Below are 25,795 nucleotides of genomic sequence, written 5' to 3'. Positions count from 1 at the left end.
GCCATGAGACACGCAATTTTCATCGTTGCCGCCGCCAGCCTGCTGACAGCCTGCCAGATTGCGCCACCGCCAGTGGGCCGCACGCCCTCGCCAGTGGAGCGCACGCCCCCTGGCACGCCGGCAGCGATACAGCTCGCCGCCAGCATCGATGACTACAAATCCCTGGTAGCGCAGCAGATCATGGCCGCCAACGCAGAATACACGTTCACTGGGCGCCTGCCGCCCATGCTGCCGGCCATCGTGGTGATTGACCTGAGCGTGGGTCCCGACGGCGAGCTGAAAAGCGTGCGCGTGCACCGTTCGCGCGACAGCGAAGCATCTGCCGCGGCGCTGGCCGCCGTGCGGCGCGTGCAGGTCCTCTTTCCGCCGGCGGCACACCTGATGCGCAGCCACGCCAAAACTTTTGATTTTTCCGAAACCTTCCTGTTCAACGAGCAGTACCGGTTCCAGCTGCGGACCTTGTCCGGTCCTCAGTAAAGCCGGTGGTATCGAATTCAATACGGTCGCGTCCCCGCTCCTTGGCCAGGTACAGGGCCGCATCCGCGCGCGACAGCAGCTGCTCCAATCCTTCCAGCACCGATGCCTGGCAAGCGACGCCGATGCTGACCGTACACGATGGCAGTCCCGCGTGGTTAGGCTCACGCAGCAAGGCGCGAATGCGTTCAGCAACACCCAAAGCGTTATGCGGATGCATGTCCGGCATCAGCACGACGAATTCCTCGCCACCGAAGCGCGCCACACAATCCGATTCGCGCAGGGCGCCGCCAATGATGGTGGCCACATGCGCCAGCACCTGGTCGCCCACCGCGTGACCGTAACGGTCATTGATCGATTTGAAGTAATCGAGGTCGATGCTAAGTAAGGTCAACGGCTGACGGCGCCGGTGCAGATTGCCTATCTCGCGCGCGTAGGCGTCGCCGAAGCCGCGCCGGTTCAGCACCTGCGTCAGCGGATCGTGGGTCGAGCGGCGCTCCAGTATCTGCTGCAGGCGCCGCGTCGCCACCGTCATGAAGCCCACCGTCAGCAGCAGCGCCATGAAATTGGCGACTGCCAGATAGATGCCGGCTGGCGTGCCGGTTACCGTCAGGTTCACGCTGGCGCCGCCATGCAGCACAGCCGACACGCCGCGCGCCAGCACCACGATGGCTTGCAGCAGCATCAGCGCACCAAAGAAAAAACTCGAAAAATGGCGCTCGCCATGGTGCCACACCAGCTGCACCTGGCGCGCATAAAACAGGAAAACCAGCAGCGAGAAGACGGCCACGCGGGCCGAGAAATCGGGGTGCACCAGCAGCCACCAACTACTGCCGGCGATGGACAGGACAAGTATCAGAAAATAGGCGCGGCGGCTGGGCGCCAGGCCATAGAATTTCTCAGTGCCCAGCATCGACAGACCGATGCCGGCCACCAGCACGGCATTGGCCGCGATCAGGGACAAGGCGGGCGGCAGCACTTCGCGGGTGCCGAACAGCAGGGACGAACACACCAGCAACAGCAAGCCGGCCGCCCAATGTCCCAGGCCATGCACCTCGCGCCGAAAACTGCGATATACCGAAAACATGACGACGCTCATCGCCCCGCACATCAGGGTCGTCATCAACATAATCGTTCGAGGATCGAGGGTTTGCACGTTGGGCGCGATCTAAAATAAGCAGTTCGGCAATTTTAGTTTAGTTAGAGAACAATTAGTTCATTTGCGGTAAATATGATGGTACTGCGCCAATATCAGCGGTTGAGTTGCATTTGAGAAATTGCACATTGAAATGAAAAACCGGCCATCAAGGCCGGCTTTCTGTCTTACTGCATGACAAACAGCATCATGCCGCGCTAGGACGCTTCGGTCCCGTGGCTTTCTTTGGTGCCGGCAGCAGGGTCAAGCTGACGCCCGGCACGCGGTCGCCCTGCAGCACGGCCGTAAACGTCATCAACTCGTCGCGGCGGAAGGCGTGGATGGCTACCCTGGCGCCGACGGCGTAGCGGCCCAGCAAGGTATCCAGATTGGCCGGGTTGCCCGTCACGCGCAAGCCATCAATGGCCACCAGCACGTCGCCCGCCGACAGGCCGGCCACGTGGGCGCCGCCGCCCTGGTGCACCTGCGCCAGTTTGGCGTCGTTGCCGTCGCGGCCCAGATTGACGTCCAGGCTGGCTTTTTCCGCCTTGCGCGCGTCGCTGTACTTCACGCCGAACGGTGCCAGCAAGCGCGCCAGCGGTACGTCGTCCGTGCCGCGGATGTAGCGCTCGAAGAACGGTTTCATGCGGGTGCCGGAGACCTCATCGAACAGGGCTTCGACTTCGGCCGGCGTCACGCCGCGCGCCTTGCCCTTGTAGAAATCGCGGCCATAGCGCTGCCACAGCGCCTGCATCACGTCGTCCAGCGATTGCTCGCCATGCGTCTTGCTGCGGATCGTCAGGTCGAAAGCCAGCGCGATCAGCGAACCCTTGGTGTAGTAGCTGACGATGGCGTTCGGCGCATTTTCATCCTGGCGGTAGTACTTGCCCCAGGCGTCGAAACTGGAATCGGCCACGCTCTGCTTGGTGCGGCCGCTGCCGCGCAGGACGCTGTTGACGGTTTTCCCGAGCAGCTTGAAATAGGCCGCTTCGTCGATCAGGCCCGCGCGCACGAGCATCAGGTCGTCGTAGTAGCTGGTGAAGCCTTCGAAGAGCCACAGCAGCGGCGAATAGCTTTCCGCCTGCAGGTTGTACGGCGCAAAAGCGGCAGGCTTGATGCGCTTGACGTTCCAAGTGTGGAAGTACTCGTGGCTGCACAGGCCCAGGAATTTCAGGTAGCCGTCGCCGATTTCCGTACTGGTCGACGCCGTCGTCGGCAGGTCGGCGCGCGCGCAGATCAGCGCCGTCGAGGCACGGTGTTCGAGGCCGCCGTAACCGTCGCCGACGGCCATGGTCATGAACACATAGCGGTGCATCGGCGCTTTTTTTGTCTTCGGCTCGAAGAAGGCGATCTGCGTTTCGCAGATGGCTTTCAGGTCGCGGCACAGACGATCCAGGTCCAGGTTCGGCACCTTGCCCGTGACGACGATATCGTGCGGCACGCCATGCGCCTTGAAGGTAGCCAGCGCGAAGTCGCCCATTTCCACGGGGTGGTCGATCAGCTCATCGTAGTTGGCCGCCTGGTAGCTGCCGAAGCCATAACGTTTCGCTTTCAATTCCGGCAGGGTGGTGGCCACGCGCCAGGTCTTGCAGGCCGCATCCTTGGGCTGCACGATATGCACTTCATGGGCGTCGGATTCCTGGCCCAGCACGCGCAGGAATACGCTGGTGCCGTTGAAGAAGCCGTGATTCTGGTCCAGGTGGGCGGCGCGCACCGACAGGTCCCAGGCGTAGACGTCGTATTCGACCGTCAACGGCCCCTTGCATGGGGCGGCTTGCCATGAATGCTTGTCCAGCTTGGCCAGCGCCACGGCCTTGCCCTCGGACTCGGCGCGGATGCTGACGATGTTGCGCGAAAATTCACGGATCATGTAACTGCCCGGTATCCAGGCCGGCAAGGCCAATACCTGGCCGATGGCGGCCGGCGACTTGACCGTCAAGGTCACCTTGAACATGTGGCCGGCCAGATCAGCGGCGGCGATGCTGTAGATGATGCCGGCGGCGGGAGCTGTCTTCGGTGCTGCGGCTTTGCTTGTGGCCTTGCCGGCGGCTTTTGCGGTGATTTTTTTAATCGGTGCTTTCTTCATGTTTTCCTCGTGTTGGGCATGTCTTCCCGGGAGCGCCACTGCCCCGCCTTACAAATCGTCAGGTGTATCAATATCGCGCAAGATGCCGCCGTCGTCCACTGTCACTTCGCACACGGCATGGCTGTTGACGATGCTGCGCGCGCCCTGGTCGCCAGCGAGCGCCAGCAGCAGCGGCAAGTGAAAGGCGCTGAACGCGACAGGATTGCCGCGCCGTCCCTGGAACACGGGCACGGCGATGTGCGCGCCATCGCCGACGGCTTGCGACAAGGCGGCGATTGTAGCCGCTTCCACGAAAGGCATGTCGCCCAGGGCGATCAGCCAGCCCGGCGCGCCACGCACATAATCGATGGCGCAGGTGAGCGAGGCGGCCATGCCCGTGTCGGCGTCATGGCAGACGCGCACCTCGCAGCCCAGCGCGCCGAGCACGCGCGCCACCTGCGTGTCGTCGGCGCGCACCACGGCCAGCACGCGCGGCAAGGCCGCCAGCATGGCTTTTGCTGCCGCCGTTACCACCGCCAAGCCCGCATGCGGGCCTTCGGCCAGCGGCTGCAATAATTTATTCTGTACGCCGGAAGGGTCGAACCTGCGCCCTCTTCCGGCTGCCAGCAAGATGCCGACCGTACTCAAAAAGCCGCTGCCGTCATGCCGCCGCCAAATCAAACGGCAGCTTGCGCAGACGCTTGCCCGTCAGGGCGAACAGCGCGTTGGCGAAAGCGGGCGCCAGCGGCGGCACGCCCGGTTCACCCATGCCCGTCGGCGCGTCGCCCGACGGCACCAGGTGCACCTCGATCACCGGCATGTCGGGCATGCGCGGCACCGTGTAGTCGCCGAAGTTCTGCTGCTCCACCACGCCATCCTTGAGCGTGATGGCCGCGCCAGGGATGGTCATGCCCAGCGCCATCAGCGCGGCACCCTGCACTTGCGCCTCGATCGTCAATGGATTGACGGCCAGGTTGCAATGCACGCCCGCCCATACCTGGTGCAGCTTGGGCGCGCCGTCCACCACCGAGGCCGTCACCACGTAGGCGACCACGGAATTGAACGATTCATGCATGGCCACGCCCCAGGCCTGCCCTTTCGGCAGCTTCTTCCTGCCGTAGCCCGACTTGGCCACGGCCAGGTCCAGCGCGGCGATGTGGCGCGTGTGCTTGGCGTCGATCAGCTGCTTGCGGTAGGCGACGGGGTCCATCTTCGCCACGTGCGCCGCTTCGTCGATCAGGGTTTCCATGACGAAGGCCGTATGCGTCGAGCCGACGGAGCGCCACCACAGCACGGGCACGTTCGCCTTGGCCGTGTGCACGGACAGCTTCATCGGCAGGGTGTACGGCTCGCCCATGCCTTCGACCATGGTGCCGTCGACGCCATTTTTCACCATGAAGGCCTCAAAGGGCGTGCCGGCCATGATGGACTGGCCCACGATGGTGTGGTCCCAGGCGAGTATCTTGCCCTTGGCGTCGAGGCCGATCTGCGCGCGGTGCACGTGCGACGGCCGGTAATAGCCGCCCTTGATGTCATCCTCGCGGCTCCACATGAGCTTTAACGGACCGCTCTTGCCCGCCGCGCGGTATGCCTTGGCGACATTGACTGCTTCGACCACGTAGTCGGACGAGGGCACGGCGCGCCGGCCGAAGCCGCCGCCGGCCATCATCGTGTGCAGGGTCACCTGCTCCGCTTTCAGGCCGGAAGTAGCGGCAATCGCCGCCTGGTCGCCCGTCTGGAACTGCGAACCCACCCACATCGTGCATTTGTCGGCTTGCAGGTCGACCACGCAGTTGAGCGGCTCCATCGGCGCGTGCGCCAGGTAGGGGAACTCGTAGACGGCTTCGATTTTCTTCGGCGCCTTGGCCAGTGCGGCGACGTCGAATGCGCGCGCCACCGTGCCCGGCGTTTTCGCCAGCGCCTTGAAAGCCGCCAGCTGCTTGTCGCTGCTGACCTTTTCGACGGCGCTGCTGTCCCATTCGATCACCAAAGCGTCGCGCCCCTGCTTGGCCGGCCAGTAGCCGTCGGCGATGACGGCCACGCCGCTGCCGCCACGGTCGGTTTTGACTTCCAGTACTTCCAGCACGCCCTTGATGGCTTTCGCCTTGCTGGCGTCGAATTTCGCCACCTTGGCGCCAAACACGGGCGGGCGCGCCACCATCGCCACTTTCGCGCCGGGCGGCTTGAAGTCGATGCCGAACTGCTGTTTTCCCGTGGACTTGGCGGCCGCGTCCAGGCGTTTCACGGGCTTGCCGATGATGGAAAAATCGCGCGGGTCTTTCAGCTTGACGGTGGCGGGCACCGGTTGGCGCATGGCGGCGTCGGCAAACTCGCCATACGTCGCCTTTTGCCCGCCGGGACCATACAGCACGCCTTTCGCGGCGCGCACCTGGTCGGGATTGACTTTCCACTGCGCGGCGGCGGCGGCCACCAGCATGGCGCGCGCCTTGGCGCCGATTTCACGGTACTGCGTAAACGAATGGGCGATGCTGCCCGAGCCGCCCGTCATCTGCATGCCATAGGCCGCATCCTTGTACTGCTCGCCGGCTGGCGCCAGCGCGCCGTGCACCAGGCTCCAGTCGGCGTCGAGTTCCTCGGCGATCAGCATGGGCAAGCTCGTTTGCACGCCCTGGCCGAATTCCAGCCGGTTCACCTGCACCGTCACCGTGTTATCGGGGGCGATGTGCAAAAAGGCGTTCGGCGCATACACGGGCTTGGCGGGAGCGGCATCGGCCGCCTGCGCCAGCTTGCCCGCGCCGGGCAGGAAAAAGCCCAGCATCAGGCCGCCGCCCGCCGCCGCGCCGGCCTTCATGAAGCCGCGCCGCGACACGCCGCCCGCATCCGGCTCCGCCGACGATGCCAGCGCCGCGCCCAGGGTCACGCCGCCATGCTGCAATGCTTGCTGATTCAACCATTCGATACGCATGTCGTTCTCCTCAGGCCAGGGTCTTGGCCGCGTCCTTGATGGCCGCGCGGATACGTTGATAGGTGCCGCAGCGGCAGATATTGCCACTCATGGCGCCGTCGATGTCGGCATCGCTGGGCGCCTTGTTCGTGCGCAGCAGCGCCGTGGCGCTCATCACCTGGCCGCTTTGACAGTAGCCGCATTGCGGCACATCATGGCGCACCCATGCCGCCTGCACGGCCTTGCCCACCTGGTCGTTTTCCATCGCTTCGATGGTGCTGATCTTTTGCGCTCCGACCGAGGAAATCGGCGTGATGCACGAGCGGATGGGCTGGCCGTCGAGGTGCACCGTGCAGGCGCCGCACAGGGCCGCGCCGCAACCGAACTTGGTGCCGGTCATGTTCAGGTTGTCGCGCAGCGCCCACAGGATGGGCGTGGATGGATCGGCGTCGACCTGCGTGTCGTGCCCGTTGATATTCAATGTAATCATCTGCTGCTCCCCCTTTGAATTGTTATTGAGTCTACAAACAACACCTGATCATACGACAGCGGAAAAAAAAGCAAAAAAAAGCGCGCCTTGCGAGGGCGCGCCGTCCAGCCTTCCTGGCGACAGCCCGGATTATTTGATGGTCGAGAGTTTCTGTTCCAGGGTCTTCGTATCGATGGCGCCCGGAATGCGGCTGCCGTCGGCAAAGAAGATGGCGGGCGTGCCCGAAACGCGCAACTGCTGTCCCAGCGCGAGGATTTTTTCGTGCGGGTTGGCGCAATTGGCAGCGACCGTGGCGGGCACTTTACCGTTCAGCATCCAGTCATCCCAGGCCTTGTTGCGGTCTGGGGCGCACCAGACATTGCGCGACTTGACGATGGAATCGGGCGACAGGATGTTGTACATGAAGGTGTAAACGGTGACGTTGTCGATTTCCTTCAGCGCATTCTGGCGGAAGCGCTTGCAATAGCCGCAGTTCGGATCTTCGAACACGGCGATCACGCGCTTGCCGTTGCCCTTGACGGTTTTCATGGCCGAATCGAGCGGCAGGTCGGAGAACTTGATGCGGTTGACTTCGTCCAGGCGCACCTTGGTCAGGTCTTGCGAGGTCTTGGCGTCGAAGACGTGGCCGACGAACAGATATTGCGCATTCTTGTCCGTGTACAGGATGTCGCCGCCCGTGCGCACTTCATACAGGCCGCCATACGGCGTTTCCTTGACCGAGTCCACCTTGGCGCCTTCGCCCAGGCGCGGCTCGATCAGCTTTTTGATGCTCGCTTCCGTCGGCGTTTCCGCACCGGCGCACGACATCATCAGGCCCGAGGCCATCAGCAAGGCGATTTTGCTCATGCTTCTGTTCATTGTTATCACTATCACTTCTCCACTTGAAACGCCTGGCGAACTGGCACCTGGCCCGACGTCGTTATCTCTTTGACAAAACGATCGCCGCAGACCAGCTGCGGCGACCTTGAATTTCCACACCTGCCATTATCCGGCGCTATCTTAAGATTTACTGATGTCCCAATGCGTGCGCAATCATTTTCCGCTTCAGGGCAGGTAATTTGTCCAGCAAGTTTAATCCCAAATTGCGAACCACGCGCAACGGTTCCAGATCGGCGCCGAACAGCCGCGCCAGGCCATCGGTGGCCAGCTGCATCAGCAGCACGTCTTCCTTGCGCGCGCGCGCATAGCGGGCCAGCACGCGCTCGTCGCCGATGCCGCGGTGCGCTTCGCGTTCGCCGATCGTCTTGACCAGCTGCGCCACGTCGGCAAAGCCCAGGTTCATGCCGTGGCCCGCCATCGGGTGCACCACGTGTGCGGCGTCGCCGACCAAAGCCACGCGCGGCGCCACCATGGCGTGCGGACGCATCAGGGTCAGCGGGAACGCGCGCACCAGCTCCGGCTGCAGCGGCGTGAGCTTGCCCAGTTTATCGTGGCAATACGCTGCCAGGCGCGCGGCCAGGGCGTCGGCCGATTCGCTCATCAAGGTATCGGCCAGCGCATCGGGCGCCGACCAGACCAGCGAAACACGCTCGCCCGGCAGCGGCAGCAGCGCGACGATGCCTTCGCTGCCCGTAAACCACTGGTGGGCGGCGCCATGGTGCGGCTTTTCGCAGGCGAAGTTGCTGACCACGCCGCGCTGGCCGTACGAGCGGTAATCGAGGCCGATGTCGCATTGGCCCCGCACCCACGATTGGGCGCCGTCCGCGCCGACCACCAGCGCGCAGGTAATGGTGTCGCCGCCGTCGAGGTGCACGATGGCCGAGTCATTCGTCCATTCCATGCGGCTGGCGCGGCCCTGCACCACGCTGACGTTCTGCGCGAACTTCAGGGCCGCGTCCAGCGCCTGGCCCAGGTTGCGGTCTTCGATGATCCACGCCAAAGTACCCACATGGGCGCCGTAGGCGTCAAAACCAAGTCCGCCCGCCTGCGCGCCGTCGCCGTTGACAAGCATGGCGTCAACGGGCGCCACCCTGTCGCCCTCCAGCGCGCCCCATACCTTCAGCGACGACAGCAGCTGGTGCGCCGTGTGATTGAGCGCATACACGCGCACATCCCAGCTCGCTTCGACCGGCCTGGCGGCAGGTGCCGGAGGACTCGCCGGGGATAACAGGGTGACGCTTTGCCCTGCCTGGGCAAGCGCCAGCGCCGTGGTTTTCGCGATGGCGCCGTTGCCGACGATGCAAACGTCGCTGTGGCTATGCATGAAGCGCCGCATGGTGGGGGAAGTGGGACTATTCATGCGGTCATTATAGCGTTTGCCCCATGCTTTTCAGATAGTCCGGAAGTACAGTACGCATGCCCAAGATCAAGCACCGCCATCGCGCTCATGCAGCAGTCCTCTCGAGTCAGTAACGATGTCCAGACTATGCGCCCATGCGTTATTGAAATAAATAGTATTTATATCAAATAATTTTTGACTCACAGGCAAATAAAACGATGCTGATGCAGGAAATACGGGAAAAGATGCTGCCGGCTCTTGCATTCCCGTTTTGGTCTGCTATAATTCGCCACCTTGGCCTGGTAGCTCAGTCGGTAGAGCAGAGGATTGAAAATCCTTGTGTCGGTGGTTCGATTCCGCCCCGGGCCACCAAGAATTCGCAGTACTTTCAAAAACGCCACCTTCGGGTGGCGTTTTTGCGTTGGCGGCAAGCTTTGGCCTGCCGCCACATTGCTATTTTGCGCTCGCCATCAGCGCGCGGATCGCCGCTTCCGAAATGGGGCCATCGGGATTCTTGGCGGCAATAATGGTGGCCGCCGTTTCCAGCAGCGCCAGCGCCTGCACCCGCTGCCCCGAGTAGAGCGCCAGGCGGCCGCGCTGGTAAGCCAGCCGGCCGTCCCAGTCCAACAGCACTTGCGCATGTCCCAGCGTGTCTGCCTGCAAGCCTTGCAGCAAGGCCGCCACGCCATCGGTACGGCGCTGCTGCAGGCGGCAGTGGGCAAGCTGGTAGCGATTCCATTGCACCGACGCGCTGTCTTCCGCATTGTCAACGCGCACGTCGCGCAAGGTATCGATGAACAACTGCTCCGCCTCTCCATAGCGGCCCATGCCGACATACGCGAGCGCGGCGGAAGAACGCGCACCGATGGAATGGAACGACTGCGGTCCCTTGAGCCGGCCATAAACGGGGCTGGCCGTCATATAGGCATCGACTGACTCCTGGTAGCGCTGCGCCTTGTAATACGCGGCGCCCAAAATGTCGTACGCCAGCGCCGTGCGCGTATTCTCCATGCCCAGCGCCGCCTTCAGGCAGTGCGCGCTGGCGTTCAACATGGCAATGGCTTCGTCCACCCGGTTCAGATAGCTGTACGTCGACGCCAGGCCAAGGCGCGTAAAACAGGTGCGCGCCCCTTGCGCCCCATAGCGCGTTTCCTGCAGGGCAATCAATTTACGGAAATATTTTTCCGCTTCCCCGTAGTCTTTCGCCATGCGACTGGCATCGGCATACACCGTCATCGCGTGCTCCTCGATGGCATGCGGCGGCTGCGGCATGGTGGCCAGTATCTGCAAGGCGCGGCGCGTTTGCTCGACACCGAGCTTTTCGTCGAATGCGTTCGTGGCCAGCCCGGCACGAGCCAGCCAATAACCGGCCTCGATGACCGGATGCCGGCCCTGGCGGCTGGCCAGCCAGCGCTCGACAATATCAAGCTCCGCCTGCGCCTCACGGGTCTGCGTCACTTCCATCATGTCGCTGGCCAGGTTGACGCGGATCTGCGCCAGTTGCTCGCTATCGGCAGGCAGCGCCTGGCCTGCACGCAGGGCAAGACGGCCTTCGGCTATGGCGGCCTGATGCTCGGTCAAGCCCGAAAAGGTCTTTTGCATCGCCTCGTGCAGCGCCACCTGCACTTCCGGCGCGCTGTCCTTGAAGCGGCCATCGATGGCCAGCGCGGCCTTCCTGGCCGCCTCCAGCATGGTCACGCCGGCACGGCCGCTGATGGAGGGATTGGCCTGGGCAATCAAGTCTTCGCTGAGGAAGCGGTTCATCGCCTGCCCCACCGCCACTTGCCGCAGCAGGGCTTGCTGATCGCGCCGCGCCTGCTGATAGAACACCAGGCTGGCCGCCAGACCAACAGCGAGCACGGCCAGCGATACCAGCATCCATGGCCGCTGTGCCTTGAAACGGCGCACGCGCGCACGCTCCAGTTGCGCCGCTTCCTGCGCCGCGTGCTCGGCCTGCGCCTGCGCCCGGCGCGCGTCCAGGCTGCGCAGCCGCTCGGCCAGCAAAGCCACGCTGGCCAGTCGGCGCAAGGGATCGCCATCGGTGGCCTGGGCGATATCGTCGGCCAGCAGGCTGTCGGCAATGTCGCGCTGCCAGCCCGGCATCAATGGCCGCTGCATGTCACCCACCAGCAGCTGGTACAGAATGACGCCCAGCGCAAATACGTCGCTGCGCTGCGTCGTTGCGCCGCCGGCGAACAATTCCGGTGCAATATACATGGGCGTGCCCTGCGACACGTCGCTGCCGACGCCGTGCGTGCCCGTCATGCCAAGTTGCGTGATGGCAAGCTGCTCCAGCCGGCCCGGTTCGAGCAGGCGCGCGCTGCCAAAGTCGGTCAGCCGCGCTTGCCAGCCTGCCGCCACTGGCGCGATCAGGATATTTTGCGGCTTCAAGTCCTTGTGCAGCACGCTCACGCCATGCGCGGCGGCCACGGCATCGGCAATTTGCAGGAACAGCGACAGACGCGCCGCGTCATCGAGCTGCGCCAGGCGTCCATCCTGCCGGCTCCACTCCAGCAGATTGTCGCCGCCAAACTCGCTTTCCATGAAAAACGGCGGCTGCTCGAAATTCCAGTCCAGCACCATGGCGATGTCGGGCCGCGGACCCAGTTCATCACGCAGGAAGCGCGAAATCGTCGTTTCCCGCTTCAGCGAGGCCAGATACTGCGCATCGGTGGCAAACTTGAACACGCGGCGCTCGCCACTGGCCGCTTCGCGGGCCAGCCAGACTTCGCCCGAAGTGGACTGGCCGAGAATGCGTTCCAGGCGAAAATGCTCACGCCCCGGCACGGCTTGTCCGGGCGCCAGGGCGATCTGGCTTTCAAAGGTCTTGCCGACGACTACCCGGTCGCCGTCGCCCGTAATGCGGTAACCCTGGCGCGGCACGGTTTCGATGAGACTCGCATGCGACTCCCCGAGAGCATTGCGCAAGCGGTTGACGGCCGTCGCCAGGGCTTCCTTGCTGGCCGAACCGCCCTTCCAGACGATGGCCTCGAGCTCGCTGCGCGAGACAATCTCATGGCGTCGCGCCAACAAGGCCGACAACAAGGCGCGCCCCTGGGGATGAATTTCCACCCGCAAGCCATTCACCGACAGCTCGCCGCTGGCCTCGTCAAACTCGACCGGCCCAAAACGGTAGCGATACAAATTGCCCATTGCTTTCCTTGTTGTTATCGATGCACCAACATGCGTGGCGTCGTGCCGCACCACAAGTTAAACGAAATGATAACAAATTAAACAAGTTTCCTAGCGGAAAATATTCATGGCAAGCCCGCCGACGCCACCTCTGGCATGCCGCACGCATACCCCCACCTGCTTGCGCACATACAAATCCTCTTTTAAATCAATAACATACATGACTGTCATGATTCGGTTATGTCAAAACTGTGGCGCGGCGGGCGGCAGCGCTGGCATGCTGGAAGCACGTTATCGCAAGGAGGAAGCGCATGAGTATCAAGATCTACGAGGGTGTCATCGAGTCCCTGGGGGACAAATGGAGCAAAGGCTGCTACTACCAGTACAACAAGCTGATGATGGTCGATGGCACCCGGGTGAGAAGGCGTTTCATCGTCACGGAGGAAATGGACGATGTCCTGCAGGAGGTGCTGCAGTCGGGTGAGAAGGTCAAGCTGCACATGACCATCATGACGCAGGAAACGCAGAGTGGCGCCTTGCTGGCGCTGGAACGCGCCAATGGCGTTGTCTATGCATTGAATCCACCAATCATTCCACGAGCGTTCAAGTTCTGGGGGCCGGTCATATTGGTTTTCTCGTTGGTGACACTACCGTTTGGCGTGGGCTTTATTACCCTGTGGGCATGGTGGACGATTAAAAAGCAAATGTCTTCCACCAATGCACTACGTGACCACCTGAATTCGCTCAAGGGGGCTATCCGGGTCGACCAAGACCTGAAATAGCCGCGCCCCCCCAAAAAGGGGGCGCCGCCACTACCACATCAGATCATCGGGAATCTGGAACGCCGCGTACGGATCATCCTCGTCCACTTCCGTGCTGGCCTGTTTCACGCGCACGACGATGGCGGGGTCGCGTTCGGCGATCTTGTCGGCGATGATGCGCGGCACCAGTTCCACGGCGCCACCGAGGCAGATGATCACCAGGCGGCCCGCCACCAGGTGGGCCTGCACGGCGGCCGTCACGTAGATGCGCTCGATCTTGTTATTAAAAGTAAAATTGTACGGCACGTCGCCATTGTTGCCCTTGCTCTGGCGGTTCTTTTGCACCATTTGCGCGATCTGCGCCACGATGGCTTTCTGGTTGGCGGCCGCGTCGCGCTGGGCGTTCAGTTCGCGCGCGCGCTCCGCGTTCTTGCGCTGGGTCTCGAGCGCGGCCAGGCGCACTTCGTCAACGCTTTGCGTGCCGTTCTTGCGCTCGTCCTTCTTTTGCTTGCTCTTGTCCTGGTTGGCCAGTTTGACCTTCTTCTTGTCGACCAGGCCGGCCTTTAAAAACTGCTCTTGCAACGAGACCATAACTACTCCGTATTGAGGGTGCGCCGGCCAAGGCAGCGGCATCGGCCGGTGGAAAGACGCTAGCATAGCAAAAAACGGGGCCGCTGCCGCCGCAACATGGCTGCCTTGGCCAACGCGCGCGCGCCTGGCGCCTGGCAGTAACAAAAAGACACACTCGAGTGGAAATTTTGTTGATAAATGTCATATAGTTAGTTACGTTTTGCATATCGGCAGTTGCCTGCCGGTTGCACGTCCCCTTCCACTGACTGCGTCTACAAGGATTTGCCATGAAACAATTAATCGCCCTCTGCATCGCCGCCGCGTTTGCCAGCACCGCCTTTGCCGCCGCACCGGAAGCGGCGCCCGCCGCCAAGACGGCGCAACAATCGAAAATGACCACCTGCAATGCCGATGCCGCCGGCAAGAAAGGCGATGAACGCAAGGCCTTCATGAAGGAATGCCTGAGCGCCAAGCCGGCGCCGGCCATGACGCAGCAAAACAAGATGAAGGCATGTAACGCCAATGCCAAGGACATGAAGGGCGACGCCCGCAAGGCTTTCATGAAAGAATGCCTGAGCGCACCAAAGAAATAAGCGCCGCTTCGAAGCGCCAGCGTGCGCTGCACTGCGCCAGCCGGAAGGCTGGCTTTTTTTTGCTCCCGCCAAACGGCCCGGCGCCCTGGGCAGGGTGTCCTTGCCCCGCCAAAGGATCGATGAATGCGGCAGCAACGCTAAAGCGTGACAATCATGATTAATGATCAACATGACAAGGGGATTGATAGCGCGTAATATTTACTCAACAGTAATGCACGGCGCGGCAGCAGCTTACCCCAGGGGAAGGATGGCAGCGTGGCGATATCGAGCGATCTCGCGCACTGGCGCGGCCTGGTCTTTACCCGCCTGTTGCAGGTGGTGCTGTTGCTTGGACTGGCCACGGCCATTCCCAGCGCGCTGCTGGCCGCGAGTGAAGCGATCTGGTCCATCGTCGCCCTCGACTTGCTGGCCATCGGCTGGATCGGCGTCATCTGGCATAGTCGCGCCATGCCCTACCGCTGGCGCGTGTGGCAATTCCTCATCGTCGCCTACCTGGTGGGCGTGGGCCTGCTGCTGAAAATCGGCCCCGTCAGCCAGATCTACATGATGCTCATGCCCGTGCTGGCGGCATTGCTGCTGGGCATGCGGCCAGCCCTGTCGACGCTGGCTCTGACTTCGCTGACCATCTTTTTTCTCGGCCTGCATCCCGACATCGCCCTGCACCTGCCTGGCACACCCGACTCCCCCGTGCTGCGCGCGCTGATCGTGGCCCTGAACTTCCTGTTCATCGCCGCCGTGCTGACCCTGTCCTGCGCCTTCCTGCTGCGCCACCTGGAAGACAGCAGCCAGGCCCTGTCGCAGCTCAACGCCGAATTGCGCCTGACAGCCACGGCGCTGGCGCGCCTGAACGACATGGTGATGATCGCCGAAGTGGCCGACGCCCCCGGCGCCGGCGCCGGGATGGTATCGGCCACGCGCATCATTTTCGTCAACGACGCATTCGAGCGCAGCAGCGGCTATGCGCGCGCCGAGGTGCTGGGCCGCAGCCTGCTGTTCCAGCAGGGTCCCGCCACCGATGCGGACGAACTGGCGCGCATCGCCGCCGCCATGACCCGCGCCCAGCCGGCCAGGGCGGAGTTGCTGAACTACAACAAGGCCGGCAAGGCCTATTGGGTGGAAGCGGAACTGGTGCCGTTTACGGATGCGGACGGCAGGCAGACGCACTGGGTGGCCGTGGAGCGGGAAATCGACGAGCGCAAGAAATCGGAAGCGGACATCCACCGCCTGGCCTTCTACGATGTACTGACGGGCTTGCCCAACCGGCGCCTGCTGATGGACCGTCTCGAGCACCTGCTGGCCGCCGCGCCGCGCGACCCGACCATCAGCGCGCTGCTGTTCATCGACCTCGACCACTTCAAGCACATCAACGACGCGCGCGGCCACGCCACCGGCGACGCGCTGCTGCGCATGGCCGGCGAACGCCTGGCGCAGCTGATGCGCAAGGCCGACACCGTGGCGCGCATCGGCGGCGATGAATTCGTCGTGCTGCTGGCGCACCTGGCCGATGACCTGGACAGCGCCGCCCGCCCGGCGGCCCAGGTCGCCGAGAAAATCCGCGCCGCCATCGCGCGCGACTTCGACATCGCCGGCCAGTCCTACCACTGCTCGGCCAGCATCGGCGTGACCCTGCTGCCGAAAGCGCAGCTGCAGGCGCACGACCTGCTGCGCGAAGCGGACATCGCCATGTACCGCGCCAAGGCGGAAGGGCGCAACGGCATCGCCTTCTTTGAAGCGGCCATGCAGGCGGGCGTGGAGCGCCGCCTGACCCTGGAACGGGCGCTGGCGCGCGCCCTCGACCTGGGCCAATTGTGCATGCACGTGCAGCCGCAGGTCGACCGTCACGGCCGGGTGACGGGCGCCGAATTGCTGATGCGCTGGCCGCAGGCGGACGGCAGCCATATCGCGCCGGACGTCTTCATCCCCATCGCCGAGGAATCGGGGCTGATCGTCAGGCTGGGCAACTGGGCCCTGCGCGAAGCGTGCCGCGCCGCCGCGGTGCTGGCGCAGGCCGGCCAGCCCGTCGCCCTGTCCGTGAACGTCAGTCCGGCCCAGTTCCGCCAAGCCGATTTCGCCGCCCGCGTGCAGGCGGCGCTGGCCGAACACGGCACGCCGGCCGGCGCCCTGATCCTGGAGCTGACGGAAGGCTTGCTGATCGACCAGCGCGACGCCTCGCTGGCGCGCATGCGCGACCTGGCCGCCCTGGGCATCCGTTTTTCCATCGACGATTTCGGCACCGGCTATTCCAGCCTCGCCTACCTGACCTCGATGCCGCTGTACGAACTGAAGATCGACAAGCGCTTCATCGACGACACGCCGCACGACGCGCACGACACGGCCATCGTGCAGGCGATCCTGGCCATGGCACGCCACCTGGGCTTGCGCGTCGTGGCCGAAGGCGTGGAAACGCAGGAGCAGGCCGACTTCCTCGTCGCCCACGATTGCGACGGCTTGCAGGGCTACCTGTATGCGCAGCCGATGCCCCTCGATGACTTTCTCGCCTGGCTGGCCCGGCCCCGGACATAGCTTTCCGATATTTCCTGCGTGAAACTCCTCCGTTAGAATACCGGCCGCATAGCCTGTACCTTCACCATCCCCTTTTTTAAAGCGATCTCCGATGCGTCTGGTTCTTCCCCTGTTGCCGCTCCTGCTGCTATCTCTGCCGCCCGCCGCCCATGCGGCCCCATCCACCGCTGCCCCCACGCCCATCACGCTGGACCAGGCCATGGCCGATCCCGACTGGATCGGCACGCCCGTCGAAGCGGCCTGGTGGGGCTGGAATGGCCAGCTCTACTACAAGCAGAAGCGCCTCGGCTCGCCGCTGCGCGACACTTTTCAAGTATCCGGCGCGAATGCCAAGTTAAACAGCGGCAAGAAAGTTGACGATGCGCAATTGGCGAACCTCGATGGCCAGCAGATGGTCGTCAACCGGGCCGGCACGCGCGCCATCCTGCTGCGCAACGGCGACTTGTTCGAGCGCGACCTGAAAAACGGCGCCTTGATCCAGATCACGCGGGGCGTCTCGGCCATCAGCGACCCGCAGTATTCCGCCGACGGCGGCGCCGTGCAATACCGCAGCGGCAGCGACTGGTTCAGCTGGAGCCGCGCCGAGCGCCTGAGCGCCCCCGTCGCCCTGCTGCGCGCGGCCAAGGACCCGGACGCCAGGCCGGAAGCGGACGCCCTGCGCGAGCTGCAGCTGCGCCTGATCGTCAACCTGGCGCGCCAGAAGGACGACCGCGACGCGAGCCGCGAACGCCGCCACGAAGAGCGCCGCCTGGACGCCACGCGCGCGCCGGAACCGATCTACCTGGGCGACAAGGTCACCATTTCCGGTAGCGCCCTGTCGCCGGACGGCCGCTGGCTGCTGTTCGTCACGCAGGACAAGGCCGCCGAAAAGGGCAAGCTGGGCAAACTGGCCCGCTACGTCACGGAAACGGGTTACCCGGAAGCGGACGACGAGCGCACGCGCGTGGGCCGCAACATGCCAATCGCGCAAAGCCTGAAACTGGCCGACCTGCGCACGGGGCAAGTGCGCGAGATCGCTTTCGACAGCCTGCCCGGCATCGCCACCGACCCGCTGGCCAGCCTGCGCGCCGAACAGAAACTGCCGCCGCTGAAAGGCAACCGCCCCGTGCGCATCGACGCCCGGCGCGACGGCATCGCCTGGACCGGCGACGGTTCCAAAGCGGCCGTGCGCGTGCGCACCATCGACAACAAGGACGGCTGGCTCGCCACCGTCGACCTGGCCAATGGCGCCCTCGTGCCGGCGCACCGCAGCAGCGACACGGCCTGGGTCAACCGCCGCGCCGAGGAATTCGGCTGGCTGCCCGACAACGGCACCTTGTGGTATCTGTCCGAAGAAAGCGGCTACGCCCACCTGTACGCGAAAACGGGCGCGGCACCCGCGCGCGCGCTGACCAGCGGCCAATGGGAAGTGAGCGCCGTCGAATGGAGCCGCGACGGCAAGAATGCCTATTTTATGTGCAACCGCCAGGCGCCAGGCACGTATGAAGTGTGCGCCAGCACGGCCAAGGATGGCGGCGCGCGCGAAGTGACGAATCTGAAAGGCGTGGAAAACTTCGGCCTGTCGCCCGATAACGGCAAGCTGCTGCTGCGCTATTCGACCAGCTATATGCCGGCCCAGCTGGCCACCATTCCCGTGACGGGCGGCCAGGCGACCATCCTGACCGATACGCGCAGCGAGGCCTTCAAGGCGCGCAACTGGGTCATGCCGGAACTGGTGCAAGTGCCGTCCACGCATGGCGCGGCGCCCATCTGGGCCAAGCTGTACCGCCCCGCGCAGCTGGAAGCGGGCAAACGGTATCCCATCGTCATGTTCGCGCACGGCGCCGGCTACCTGCAGAACGTGACCGAGCGCTACCCCGTGTATTTCCGCGAACAGATGTTCCACAACCTGCTGGTGGAGCAAGGCTACATCGTGCTCGACGTCGATTACCGCGCTTCGCTCGGCTACGGCAGCGCCTGGCGCACGGCCATCTACCGCCAGATGGGCCACCCTGAACTGGAAGACTTCATCGACGGCGCCAACTGGCTGGCGCAGCAGCACCAGGGTGACATCAAGAATGTGGGCATCTATGGCGGCAGCTATGGCGGCTTCATGAGCCTGATGGCCCTGATGCGCGCGCCGGCAATCTTCAAGTCCGGTGCCGCCCTGCGTCCCGTGACGGACTGGACCACGTACAACCACGAGTACACGGCCAATATCCTGAACACGCCGGACGTCGATCCGCAAGCGTATAAAATTTCGTCGCCCATCGAATACGCCGACAAGCTGACGGGCAACCTCCTGATCGCCCATGGCATGATCGACGATAACGTGTTTTACCAGGATTCCGTGCGCCTGTCGCAGCGCTTGATCGAGCTCAAAAAGGACAACTGGGAAATGGCCAGCTACCCGATGGAGCGCCACGGCTTCGTGCAGCCGGAAGCGTGGTATGACGAGTACCGCCGGATTTATCAGTTATTCCAGCGCACGCTGAAATAAATGGCGATGCCCGCTTTCATGCGGGCATTTTTTATGGGCCGCCCGGCCATTGGCCAGCACGCGAATCGCGCTTGCCATTTACGCAAGCATGGCACATGATGAAGGCATGCCTACCTCTACCTACTCCGCCCTGCGCGCCGCGTGCGCCGCCATCCTGCTGCTGGCCACCAGCGCCTGCGGCAGCGCCCCCGTACAAGATGCGCCGCCCGCACCGGGCAATGCCGGCTTGCTGGCACAGATCCAGGCGGAAGTAGGCAGCGCTGCCTGCGATTCCACCCAGCAATGCCAAACCATCGCCATCGGCGCCAAGGCTTGCGGCGGACCTGAGCGCTACCTGGCCTGGTCCAGCAAGCAAAATGACGGCAAGAAACTCAAGGCCCTGGCCCAGGCGCATGCGGAAGCGAGCCGCAAGCAGCAGCAGGCCGATGGCATGATGTCGACCTGTTCCATCATCACGGACCCGGGCGCCACCTGCGAAGCGGGACGTTGCGTGCTGCTAAAGAGCGGCCTGGGCGGCAACTCGGCGATGTAAAAAAAGCCGCTGGATCAGCGGCTTGGGAAGTTTTTGCAACGTTTCAGGACTGCAGCTGCAAGGTCTTGATGATTTTGCTTTCCACCTTCTCGCCCGCACCCGAGGTAGCATTCCTGCTCTCCTTGCGCAGCAACAATAAATGGTCGCCGCTGACGCCATACTGGCGCGTCTCGTCCGTTTTTTGCGTAAAGCTGACGACGACAAAGGCGCGCCCGCTCACATCGATATGAAAATGGCTGGCCAGCGGCGTGCCGTCGGCGGCGATCCACACGTCGATGCCGCCGTCGAACTTCTTCACATACTTGCGGTCTTTCTCAGGCACCTTGTCGAGCGACAAGGTGAAACTCAGCAGGCGCGCCGGCTTGCCCTTGTAGCTATCGACCTTTTCGCCGCTGAACACGGCTTCGTCGATCTCGCGCGACAGGGCGCCCGCCGCCGACACCATGGAGCGCAACTCCGTCGCCTTCATTTCCCCCAGCGCAAAGCCGGTCGGCGTCTTCGTCTTCGGGTCCCTCACCTTGGCGCGCTGCTCGGCTTCCACCTTCGCCAGCAACTCCTTGCTGTACAGCACTTGCAAGCCCGCCGGCCCGCCCTCGACAGCCACCGTGGCCTGGCCGCTGTCCTCTTCCGCCTCCTTGCCTTCGCCTTCGCGCCGCCAGGTCTTCGATTCCACCTGCGCCTTCACGGGCGTCTGCCCCTGCAGCCGCGCCAGCGCCCCATTCAGGTCGGCCAGGCCATCGGCCCGTGCCGTACCGCAAAACAGGCTGCACACCGCCGCCACCGCCAGCCACCGCACTCCTTCACGTCCTTGCATCGCCGTATCCCCATGTCACATATGGATGCCAAAACACCATGTTTTGGCCATCTGTTGCATTTGAACACAGCTTCCTCTGGTCAGGTGGAAAGTCTTTCTGCTATAATTCGCCGCCTTGGCCTGGTAGCTCAGTCGGTAGAGCAGAGGATTGAAAATCCTTGTGTCGGTGGTTCGATTCCGCCCCGGGCCACCAAGAATTCAGCAGCACATAGCAAAAAGCCAACCTTCGGGTTGGCTTTTTTGTTTACAAGCTCAAAAAATCTGTGCCCCGGCCCATCCATGATGCCTGGTCGGCCACCGTACGTCGGGCGGCTCCGCTTATTGCTCAGCGTTAATATACTCCACCATGCCGAGCACGACCGCCTGAGATCAGGGCCTAGGCCTATTCAGTTCTTGGCACCCATGCCTTAACCTTTGCAAACATTTTTTCATGCGCCGCGGCTGTCTCATTGCTGTCAAAGGAAGCAAGTATCCTGGATAGGGTTGCGGCTTTATGGCCTCTGAAGCTAGATAACAGGCACCAGAAATAAGCTTGCTGAATATCCTGCGGGACGCCTCTGCCGTAAAGGTACATCAAGCTCAAATTGTACTGCGCACCAGCATCGCCTTGATCCGCCGCTCGGCGATACCATTTAACCGCTTGCTTCTCATCCTTGATAGGCCCGCGACTACTGGCATACAGCACACCCAGATTGTATTGGGCGTCGACGTAGCCTTGCTCCGCAGCCTTCCGATACCAGGTCGAAGCTTCCTCTTCGTCACGCGGGACGCCTGTACCGTTGACATAAGCCAATGCCAAACTGAACTGTCCACGCGCACTCCCCTGCGCCGCCGCTTTTCGATACCAGCTCACCGCTTGCTGCTCGTCTTTCGGGACACCATCCCCATTGGCGAACGCCAAGCCCAATTCAAGCTGTGCGTTGGCATGCCCTTGTTCAGCAGCCTTGCGATACCAGGTCACCGCCTGCTGTCCGTCCTCAGGCATGCCCCACCCGTCTGCCGCTGCCGTTCCCATACGATATTGCGCACGAGCAAACCCATCATCGGCGGCTCTGCGATACCAACTGATAGCCTGCACTGGATCCTTGGAAACCCCACGTCCGAATTCGTACATCCCTCCCATGAAAAACTGTGCGAGAGCGTAGCCCTGCTCCGCCGCCTTGCGATGCCAAGCCAGAGCCTGTTGCCAATCCTGAGGGACTCCCTTGCCTTTGCCGTACATTACGGCCAGGTTCTGCTGCGCATCGGCCAAGCCCTGCTCCGCAGCTTTTCGATACCATGAAACCGCCCGTTGCTCATCTTTTGAAGTACCCACGCCGTTGGCGTACATCTCACCCAACTTGTTCTGCGCCACTGCATTACCATCCGCAGCGAGTTTCGCGTAGCCCGTTAAGGACGCAGGGTAATCTTTCGCCTCATATGCTGTGTTGACTTCGTCTAATGTGGGGGACGACATAGCCGCTTCGGCAGCAAGTGCGAGTGTCAACAGACATGTCAAAAAATAGAATTTCATGGTTGAATGACCTTTATCAGAAAAAATTTCTTCCAAACCATTTAGACGGAAAGTCGCTGCATTGGAATGCGGGCCGAACCGTTCGGCCGACGATAGCGATATCCACGGTAGAGTTCCCGATGCCAGAGGTCGTTCGTGCCATCGATATCAGGGGCAAACGCCGTCGAAGTTGACGTTCGTTTCGAAGAGGCACTCGGACTGGTCAGTAGAGAGTGTCTACCTTTTATGCGGCAGCCGATGACCAGAATGAGAGATCGTTGCCCTTGATCAACTATGGTTTGCTGCGCGCACACGGCACTCCGGGATGCCAGATTGATTGCACCATGTTGATTTTCAGGAATTGCCTCGAAGATAAATACAAGTATGGTTTATTTGATATCGACCAGTATCGGAATTGACAATCCTTGTATCGGTGGTTCGATACCACCGGGGCACCAAAAATTCAGCAGCACATAGCAAAAACCTTCCATCCGCCGCTATGTACGCAAACGAACGGACTGCAGCCGTCCAAGGGCCCATGCTGCAGGCAGACCATCACTTCCCCTCCCGCCGCCAGCGCTCTGCGCGACACGGCTGATGGGTCGGCTGGTCAGCTCTCCCGCCACACCGCCATGCGAAACTCGCGCCCGACGCCGTCGAGCCGTTCCGTACATTACGGCTCACTGCCAAAGGATGCATCATGAAACCTACCCTGATATTGCTCGCGCTCGCCTCTACCCTCGCCCTGACCGCTTGCCAGCGCGAAGCGCCACCCGCGCCGACCGTCGTGCAAGTCGTTCCCGGCCCGGCCGGCGCGCCGGGTCCTGCCGGCGCCACCGGCGCCAAGGGCGCTGAAGCGCCTGCCGGCGCGACCGGTGCCACGGGCGCCACGGGCCAGACGGGCGACAGCGGTGCCGCCGGCTACGACGGCGCCAAGGGTGCTACCGGCGCCCAAGGCAACGATGGCGCCAAGGGCGACGACGGCGCCAAGGGCGACGACGGCGCCAAGGGCAAGACGGGCGACACGGTGATTGTCGTTCCGCAACGTTAATTCTGTTAGCGCCGGCCATCATCGGCAAGCTTGTTCCCACGCAAAGCCAACCGATCCGGTTGGCTTTGCGCGTATGCGCAGTACCGCACAGTAACATCGGCCGCATCGGCCTACCCTGTCGTCATGACACAGGGAGATATCGCATGCTGACGCTCATACTGCTGGTGGCCCTGCTGGGCCTGGTTTTACTGTTCGCGCCCGGCCCTGTGCGCCGCGCACTGATTACCCCGCACCTGCTGGCCCTGTTCAAGCGCATCTTGCCGACGATGTCCGATACGGAGCGCGACGCGCTTGAGGCGGGCACGACGTGGTGGGATGCCGACCTGTTTTCCGGCCGGCCCGACTGGTCCAAATTGCTGGCCTATGCGCCGCCCGCCCTCAGCGCCGAAGAGCGCCACTTTCTTGACCACGACGTCGAACATCTGTGCGAGCTGGTCAACGACTGGGAAACCCAGCAGCAACTCGACTTGCCACCGCAAGCCTGGGCCTACATGCAAAGCCAGGGTTTCCTCGGCATGATCATCCCCAAGCAATACGGCGGCAAGCAATTCTCCGCCTACATGCATTCGCAAGTGGTGATGAAACTGTCGAGCCGCTGCTCGGCGCTGGCCGTGACCGTGATGGTGCCCAATTCGCTGGGACCGGCCGAGTTGTTGTTGCACTACGGCACCGAAGAACAGAAAAACCATTATCTGCCGCGATTGGCCGCCGGCACGGAGATTCCCTGCTTTGCCCTGACCAGCCCGTATGCGGGTTCCGATGCGGCCGCCATTCCCGACCTGGGCGTCGTCTGCATGGGCGTGCACGAGGGGAGAGCTACCCTGGGTTTGCGCCTCAGCTGGAACAAGCGCTACATCACCCTGGCGCCCGTGGCGACCTTGCTGGGTCTGGCATTCCAGACCAGCGATCCCGACCACTTGCTGTCCGACAACGACGCACCGGGCATCACCTGCGCGCTGATCCCCGCCAGCCACGACGGCGTGGTGATCGGCCGGCGCCACCACCCCCTGAACGCCGCCTTCCAGAACGGCCCGACTTCCGGCCACGATGTCTTCATTCCCATCGGCTGGGTCATCGGCGGCCAGGCCCAAGTGGGCAAGGGATGGCGCATGCTGATGGAATGCCTGGCGGCCGGACGCGCCATCTCGCTGCCCTCGTCCAGCGTGGGCATGGGCAAGATGGCCGTGCGCGGCACCGGCGCGTATGCGGCCGTGCGGCGCCAGTTCAACATGCCCATCGGTAAGTTCGAAGGGGTGCAGGAAGCGCTGGCGCGCATGGGTGCCAACCTGTACCTGATGGACGCGGCCCGCACGCTGTCGGCGCTGGGGGTGGACCTGGGCGAAAAGCCGGCCGTCATTTCCGCCATCGTCAAATACCACGTCACGGAACGGGGCCGCGCGCTCGTCAATGACGGCATGGATATTCTCGGCGGCAAGGGCATCTGCAGCGGCCCCAACAACTTCCTTGCCAGCGCCTACCAGCAGATTCCCATCGCCATCACCGTCGAAGGCGCCAACATCCTCACGCGCAGCCTGATCATCTTCGGCCAGGGCGCCATCCGCGCGCACCCTTATGTACTGAGGGAAATGGCCGCCGTCAGTGCAAGCGACGGCCGCCAGGCCCTGCGCGATTTCGATGCGGCCTTCTTCGGCCACGTGGGCTTTGTGCTGGGCAACCTGGCAAGGGGGCTGTGGTACGGCCTCGGCGGCGCGCGCCTGGCGGCCGTGCCCGATGCGGGCGCGCCCGCGCTGGCGCCCTACTACCGCGCCCTGACACGGCTGTCGACGGCGTTTGCCGTCATGACGGATATGTCGATGTTCGTGCTCGGTGGCGAACTCAAGCGCCGCGAGCGGCTGTCCGCCCGGCTGGGCGACGTGGTCTCGCAGCTGTACCTGGCGTCGTCCGTGCTGAAGCGCTACGAAGACGATGGCCGGCCCGAGGCCGACCTGCCCTATGTGCACTGGTCGCTGCAGGATGCGCTGGTCAAGGCACAGCAAGGCTTGACGGGCGTGCTCGACAATTTCCCCGCGCGCGTGCTGGCCGTGCTGCTGCGCACCTTGCTGTTCCCGTTCGGCCTGCCCCACCGTCCGCCGTCCGACGAGCTGGGCAGCGAGGTGGCGCTGGCCCTGCAAACACCGGGCGCCGACCGCGAACGCCTGCTGGCCGACGGCTTCGTGGCGCAGGATGCGGCCGATCCCGTGGCCGGCGCCGAGCGGGCGCTGGCCCTGCTGCCGGAAGTACTGTCCATCGAAAAGCGCCTGAAAGACACGCCCGAAGGCGCGGCCCTGCGGCACCTGCCGCAAAGCCTGTCCGCCATGCAGCCGTGGCTGGCTGCGGCCAAGGCGGCAGGCACCATCAGCTGCCAGGAGCACAATACCTTGCTGGAATATGCGCGCCTGGTCGACGGTTTGATACAGGTCAACGATTTTGCGCCCGATGCGGCGCACCAGGCAGGCGACGGCGCCGCACGCCTTCCAGATGATGCTGGCGAAAGCCGCGCGGCCTAGGCCCGGCCGGTTTGCGGCCTATACTGAGGTTGAACGGGTGCTGTGCCCGTTTCT

At 63.2% G+C, this 25,795-nt stretch carries 19 protein-coding genes and 2 tRNA genes; 10 read left to right on the top strand and 11 right to left on the bottom strand.

The genetic code is table 11. The annotated features are described in order from the left end of the window. Positions 1–3: 3 nt before the first annotated feature. Complete coding sequence (locus BXA07_RS03540) at positions 4–477, top strand: hypothetical protein (RefSeq protein WP_076565561.1); 474 nt, start codon at positions 4–6, stop codon at positions 475–477. Here BXA07_RS03540 and BXA07_RS03535 read toward each other — a convergent pair. The 7 genes from BXA07_RS03535 to BXA07_RS03505 all read right to left on the bottom strand — a co-directional run bounded on the left by BXA07_RS03535 (position 428) and on the right by BXA07_RS03505 (position 9,308). After that, on the bottom strand, positions 428–1,597 hold the full coding sequence (locus BXA07_RS03535; protein WP_244556158.1) for a GGDEF domain-containing protein: 1,170 nt from the start codon (positions 1,595–1,597) through the stop codon (positions 428–430). The two genes, BXA07_RS03540 and BXA07_RS03535, sit on opposite strands and share 50 nt — an antisense overlap. A 220-nt stretch (positions 1,598–1,817) precedes the next feature. After that, positions 1,818–3,695 (bottom strand): M61 family metallopeptidase, encoded by a 1,878-nt coding sequence (locus BXA07_RS03530; RefSeq protein ID WP_280175042.1) that lies wholly within the window; start codon positions 3,693–3,695, stop codon positions 1,818–1,820. 48 nt (positions 3,696–3,743) lie between these two features. Continuing rightward, a complete protein-coding gene (locus BXA07_RS03525; protein WP_076565712.1) occupies positions 3,744–4,322 on the bottom strand; it encodes a nucleotidyltransferase family protein in 579 nt (192 codons plus the stop codon). A 13-nt stretch (positions 4,323–4,335) separates the two neighbouring features. Then, entirely contained in the window at positions 4,336–6,600 is a 2,265-nt protein-coding gene (locus tag BXA07_RS03520; RefSeq protein WP_076565557.1) for a xanthine dehydrogenase family protein molybdopterin-binding subunit, read from the bottom strand. Positions 6,601–6,610: 10 nt separating this feature from the next. Continuing rightward, the gene (locus BXA07_RS03515; RefSeq protein WP_076565555.1) at positions 6,611–7,069 is read right to left on the bottom strand and encodes a (2Fe-2S)-binding protein; all 459 of its coding nucleotides are present in this window, start codon (positions 7,067–7,069) and stop codon (positions 6,611–6,613) included. Between the two features lie 129 nt (positions 7,070–7,198). Next, a complete protein-coding gene (locus tag BXA07_RS03510; protein WP_244556157.1) occupies positions 7,199–7,915 on the bottom strand; it encodes a DsbC family protein in 717 nt (238 codons plus the stop codon). Between the two features lie 160 nt (positions 7,916–8,075). After that, positions 8,076–9,308, bottom strand: coding sequence for an FAD-dependent monooxygenase (locus tag BXA07_RS03505; RefSeq protein WP_076565552.1), 1,233 nt, complete (start codon positions 9,306–9,308; stop codon positions 8,076–8,078). A 275-nt stretch (positions 9,309–9,583) separates the two neighbouring features. On the opposite strand from BXA07_RS03505, the gene BXA07_RS03500 reads away from it, so the two are divergent. After that, positions 9,584–9,659 (top strand) — tRNA-Phe (locus BXA07_RS03500). Positions 9,660–9,740: 81 nt separating this feature from the next. Here the strand turns inward: BXA07_RS03500 and BXA07_RS03495 are convergent. Next, the gene (locus BXA07_RS03495) at positions 9,741–12,440 is read right to left on the bottom strand and encodes a protein kinase domain-containing protein (protein WP_076565551.1); all 2,700 of its coding nucleotides are present in this window, start codon (positions 12,438–12,440) and stop codon (positions 9,741–9,743) included. 290 nt (positions 12,441–12,730) lie between these two features. Here BXA07_RS03495 and BXA07_RS03490 point away from each other — a divergent pair, with 290 nt between their 5' ends. Next, positions 12,731–13,201, top strand: a complete 471-nt coding sequence (locus BXA07_RS03490; protein ID WP_076565549.1) for a hypothetical protein — start codon at positions 12,731–12,733, stop codon at positions 13,199–13,201. Between the two features lie 30 nt (positions 13,202–13,231). Here BXA07_RS03490 and BXA07_RS03485 read toward each other — a convergent pair whose 3' ends face one another. Then, complete coding sequence (locus BXA07_RS03485; RefSeq protein WP_076565548.1) at positions 13,232–13,771, bottom strand: DUF2058 domain-containing protein; 540 nt, start codon at positions 13,769–13,771, stop codon at positions 13,232–13,234. Positions 13,772–14,037: 266 nt separating this feature from the next. Here BXA07_RS03485 and BXA07_RS03480 point away from each other — a divergent pair, with 266 nt between their 5' ends. The 4 genes from BXA07_RS03480 to BXA07_RS03465 all read left to right on the top strand — a co-directional run bounded on the left by BXA07_RS03480 (position 14,038) and on the right by BXA07_RS03465 (position 19,877). After that, a complete protein-coding gene (locus BXA07_RS03480) occupies positions 14,038–14,343 on the top strand; it encodes a PsiF family protein (RefSeq protein WP_076565546.1) in 306 nt (101 codons plus the stop codon). A gap of 255 nt (positions 14,344–14,598) precedes the next feature. Beyond that, a complete protein-coding gene (locus BXA07_RS31570) occupies positions 14,599–16,866 on the top strand; it encodes a putative bifunctional diguanylate cyclase/phosphodiesterase (protein WP_076565545.1) in 2,268 nt (755 codons plus the stop codon). A gap of 91 nt (positions 16,867–16,957) precedes the next feature. Beyond that, the gene (locus BXA07_RS03470; protein ID WP_212592261.1) at positions 16,958–19,345 is read left to right on the top strand and encodes a S9 family peptidase; all 2,388 of its coding nucleotides are present in this window, start codon (positions 16,958–16,960) and stop codon (positions 19,343–19,345) included. Positions 19,346–19,451: 106 nt separating this feature from the next. Then, complete coding sequence (locus BXA07_RS03465; protein ID WP_076565709.1) at positions 19,452–19,877, top strand: hypothetical protein; 426 nt, start codon at positions 19,452–19,454, stop codon at positions 19,875–19,877. Between the two features lie 43 nt (positions 19,878–19,920). Here the strand turns inward: BXA07_RS03465 and BXA07_RS03460 are convergent, their stop codons facing one another. Further along, the gene (locus BXA07_RS03460; protein WP_244556156.1) at positions 19,921–20,691 is read right to left on the bottom strand and encodes a hypothetical protein; all 771 of its coding nucleotides are present in this window, start codon (positions 20,689–20,691) and stop codon (positions 19,921–19,923) included. 117 nt (positions 20,692–20,808) lie between these two features. On the opposite strand from BXA07_RS03460, the gene BXA07_RS03455 reads away from it, so the two are divergent. Further along, a tRNA-Phe gene (locus BXA07_RS03455) sits at positions 20,809–20,884 on the top strand. Positions 20,885–21,073: 189 nt separating this feature from the next. Here the strand turns inward: BXA07_RS03455 and BXA07_RS03450 are convergent. Next, entirely contained in the window at positions 21,074–22,204 is a 1,131-nt protein-coding gene (locus BXA07_RS03450; RefSeq protein ID WP_083708008.1) for an SEL1-like repeat protein, read from the bottom strand. Positions 22,205–22,883: 679 nt separating this feature from the next. Between BXA07_RS03450 and BXA07_RS03445 the strand changes: the two genes are divergently transcribed. Continuing rightward, positions 22,884–23,234, top strand: a complete 351-nt coding sequence (locus BXA07_RS03445; protein WP_076565540.1) for a hypothetical protein — start codon at positions 22,884–22,886, stop codon at positions 23,232–23,234. 143 nt (positions 23,235–23,377) lie between these two features. Then, complete coding sequence (locus tag BXA07_RS03440; RefSeq protein ID WP_076565539.1) at positions 23,378–25,741, top strand: acyl-CoA dehydrogenase; 2,364 nt, start codon at positions 23,378–23,380, stop codon at positions 25,739–25,741. Positions 25,742–25,795 lie beyond the last annotated feature (54 nt).

Origin of the sequence: Janthinobacterium sp. TND4EL3, from assembly GCF_900156175.1 — a bacterium.
Classification (GTDB): domain Bacteria; phylum Pseudomonadota; class Gammaproteobacteria; order Burkholderiales; family Burkholderiaceae_D; genus Janthinobacterium.
Note: the sequence above shows the minus strand (reverse complement) of the source record. Positions and strands in the feature narration are given on the sequence as shown.

Excerpts from the sequence above, each read along its gene's own strand:
- BXA07_RS03485 (WP_076565548.1), bottom strand. The coding sequence starts at position 13,771 with ATGGTCTCGTTGCAAGAGCAGTTTTTAAAGGCCGGCCTGGTCGACAAG.
- BXA07_RS03450 (WP_083708008.1), bottom strand. The coding sequence starts at position 22,204 with ATGAAATTCTATTTTTTGACATGTCTGTTGACACTCGCACTTGCTGCC.
- BXA07_RS03460 (WP_244556156.1), bottom strand. The coding sequence starts at position 20,691 with ATGCAAGGACGTGAAGGAGTGCGGTGGCTGGCGGTGGCGGCGGTGTGC.
- BXA07_RS03495 (WP_076565551.1), bottom strand. The coding sequence starts at position 12,440 with ATGGGCAATTTGTATCGCTACCGTTTTGGGCCGGTCGAGTTTGACGAG.
- BXA07_RS03535 (WP_244556158.1), bottom strand. The coding sequence starts at position 1,597 with ATGACGACCCTGATGTGCGGGGCGATGAGCGTCGTCATGTTTTCGGTA.
- BXA07_RS03540 (WP_076565561.1), top strand. The coding sequence starts at position 4 with ATGAGACACGCAATTTTCATCGTTGCCGCCGCCAGCCTGCTGACAGCC.
- BXA07_RS03530 (WP_280175042.1), bottom strand. The coding sequence starts at position 3,695 with ATGAAGAAAGCACCGATTAAAAAAATCACCGCAAAAGCCGCCGGCAAG.
- BXA07_RS03480 (WP_076565546.1), top strand. The coding sequence starts at position 14,038 with ATGAAACAATTAATCGCCCTCTGCATCGCCGCCGCGTTTGCCAGCACC.
- BXA07_RS03510 (WP_244556157.1), bottom strand. The coding sequence starts at position 7,915 with ATGAGCAAAATCGCCTTGCTGATGGCCTCGGGCCTGATGATGTCGTGC.
- BXA07_RS03445 (WP_076565540.1), top strand. The coding sequence starts at position 22,884 with ATGAAACCTACCCTGATATTGCTCGCGCTCGCCTCTACCCTCGCCCTG.
- BXA07_RS03505 (WP_076565552.1), bottom strand. The coding sequence starts at position 9,308 with ATGAATAGTCCCACTTCCCCCACCATGCGGCGCTTCATGCATAGCCAC.
- BXA07_RS03520 (WP_076565557.1), bottom strand. The coding sequence starts at position 6,600 with ATGCGTATCGAATGGTTGAATCAGCAAGCATTGCAGCATGGCGGCGTG.
- BXA07_RS03440 (WP_076565539.1), top strand. The coding sequence starts at position 23,378 with ATGCTGACGCTCATACTGCTGGTGGCCCTGCTGGGCCTGGTTTTACTG.
- BXA07_RS03470 (WP_212592261.1), top strand. The coding sequence starts at position 16,958 with ATGCGTCTGGTTCTTCCCCTGTTGCCGCTCCTGCTGCTATCTCTGCCG.
- BXA07_RS03465 (WP_076565709.1), top strand. The coding sequence starts at position 19,452 with ATGCCTACCTCTACCTACTCCGCCCTGCGCGCCGCGTGCGCCGCCATC.
- BXA07_RS03515 (WP_076565555.1), bottom strand. The coding sequence starts at position 7,069 with ATGATTACATTGAATATCAACGGGCACGACACGCAGGTCGACGCCGAT.
- BXA07_RS03490 (WP_076565549.1), top strand. The coding sequence starts at position 12,731 with ATGAGTATCAAGATCTACGAGGGTGTCATCGAGTCCCTGGGGGACAAA.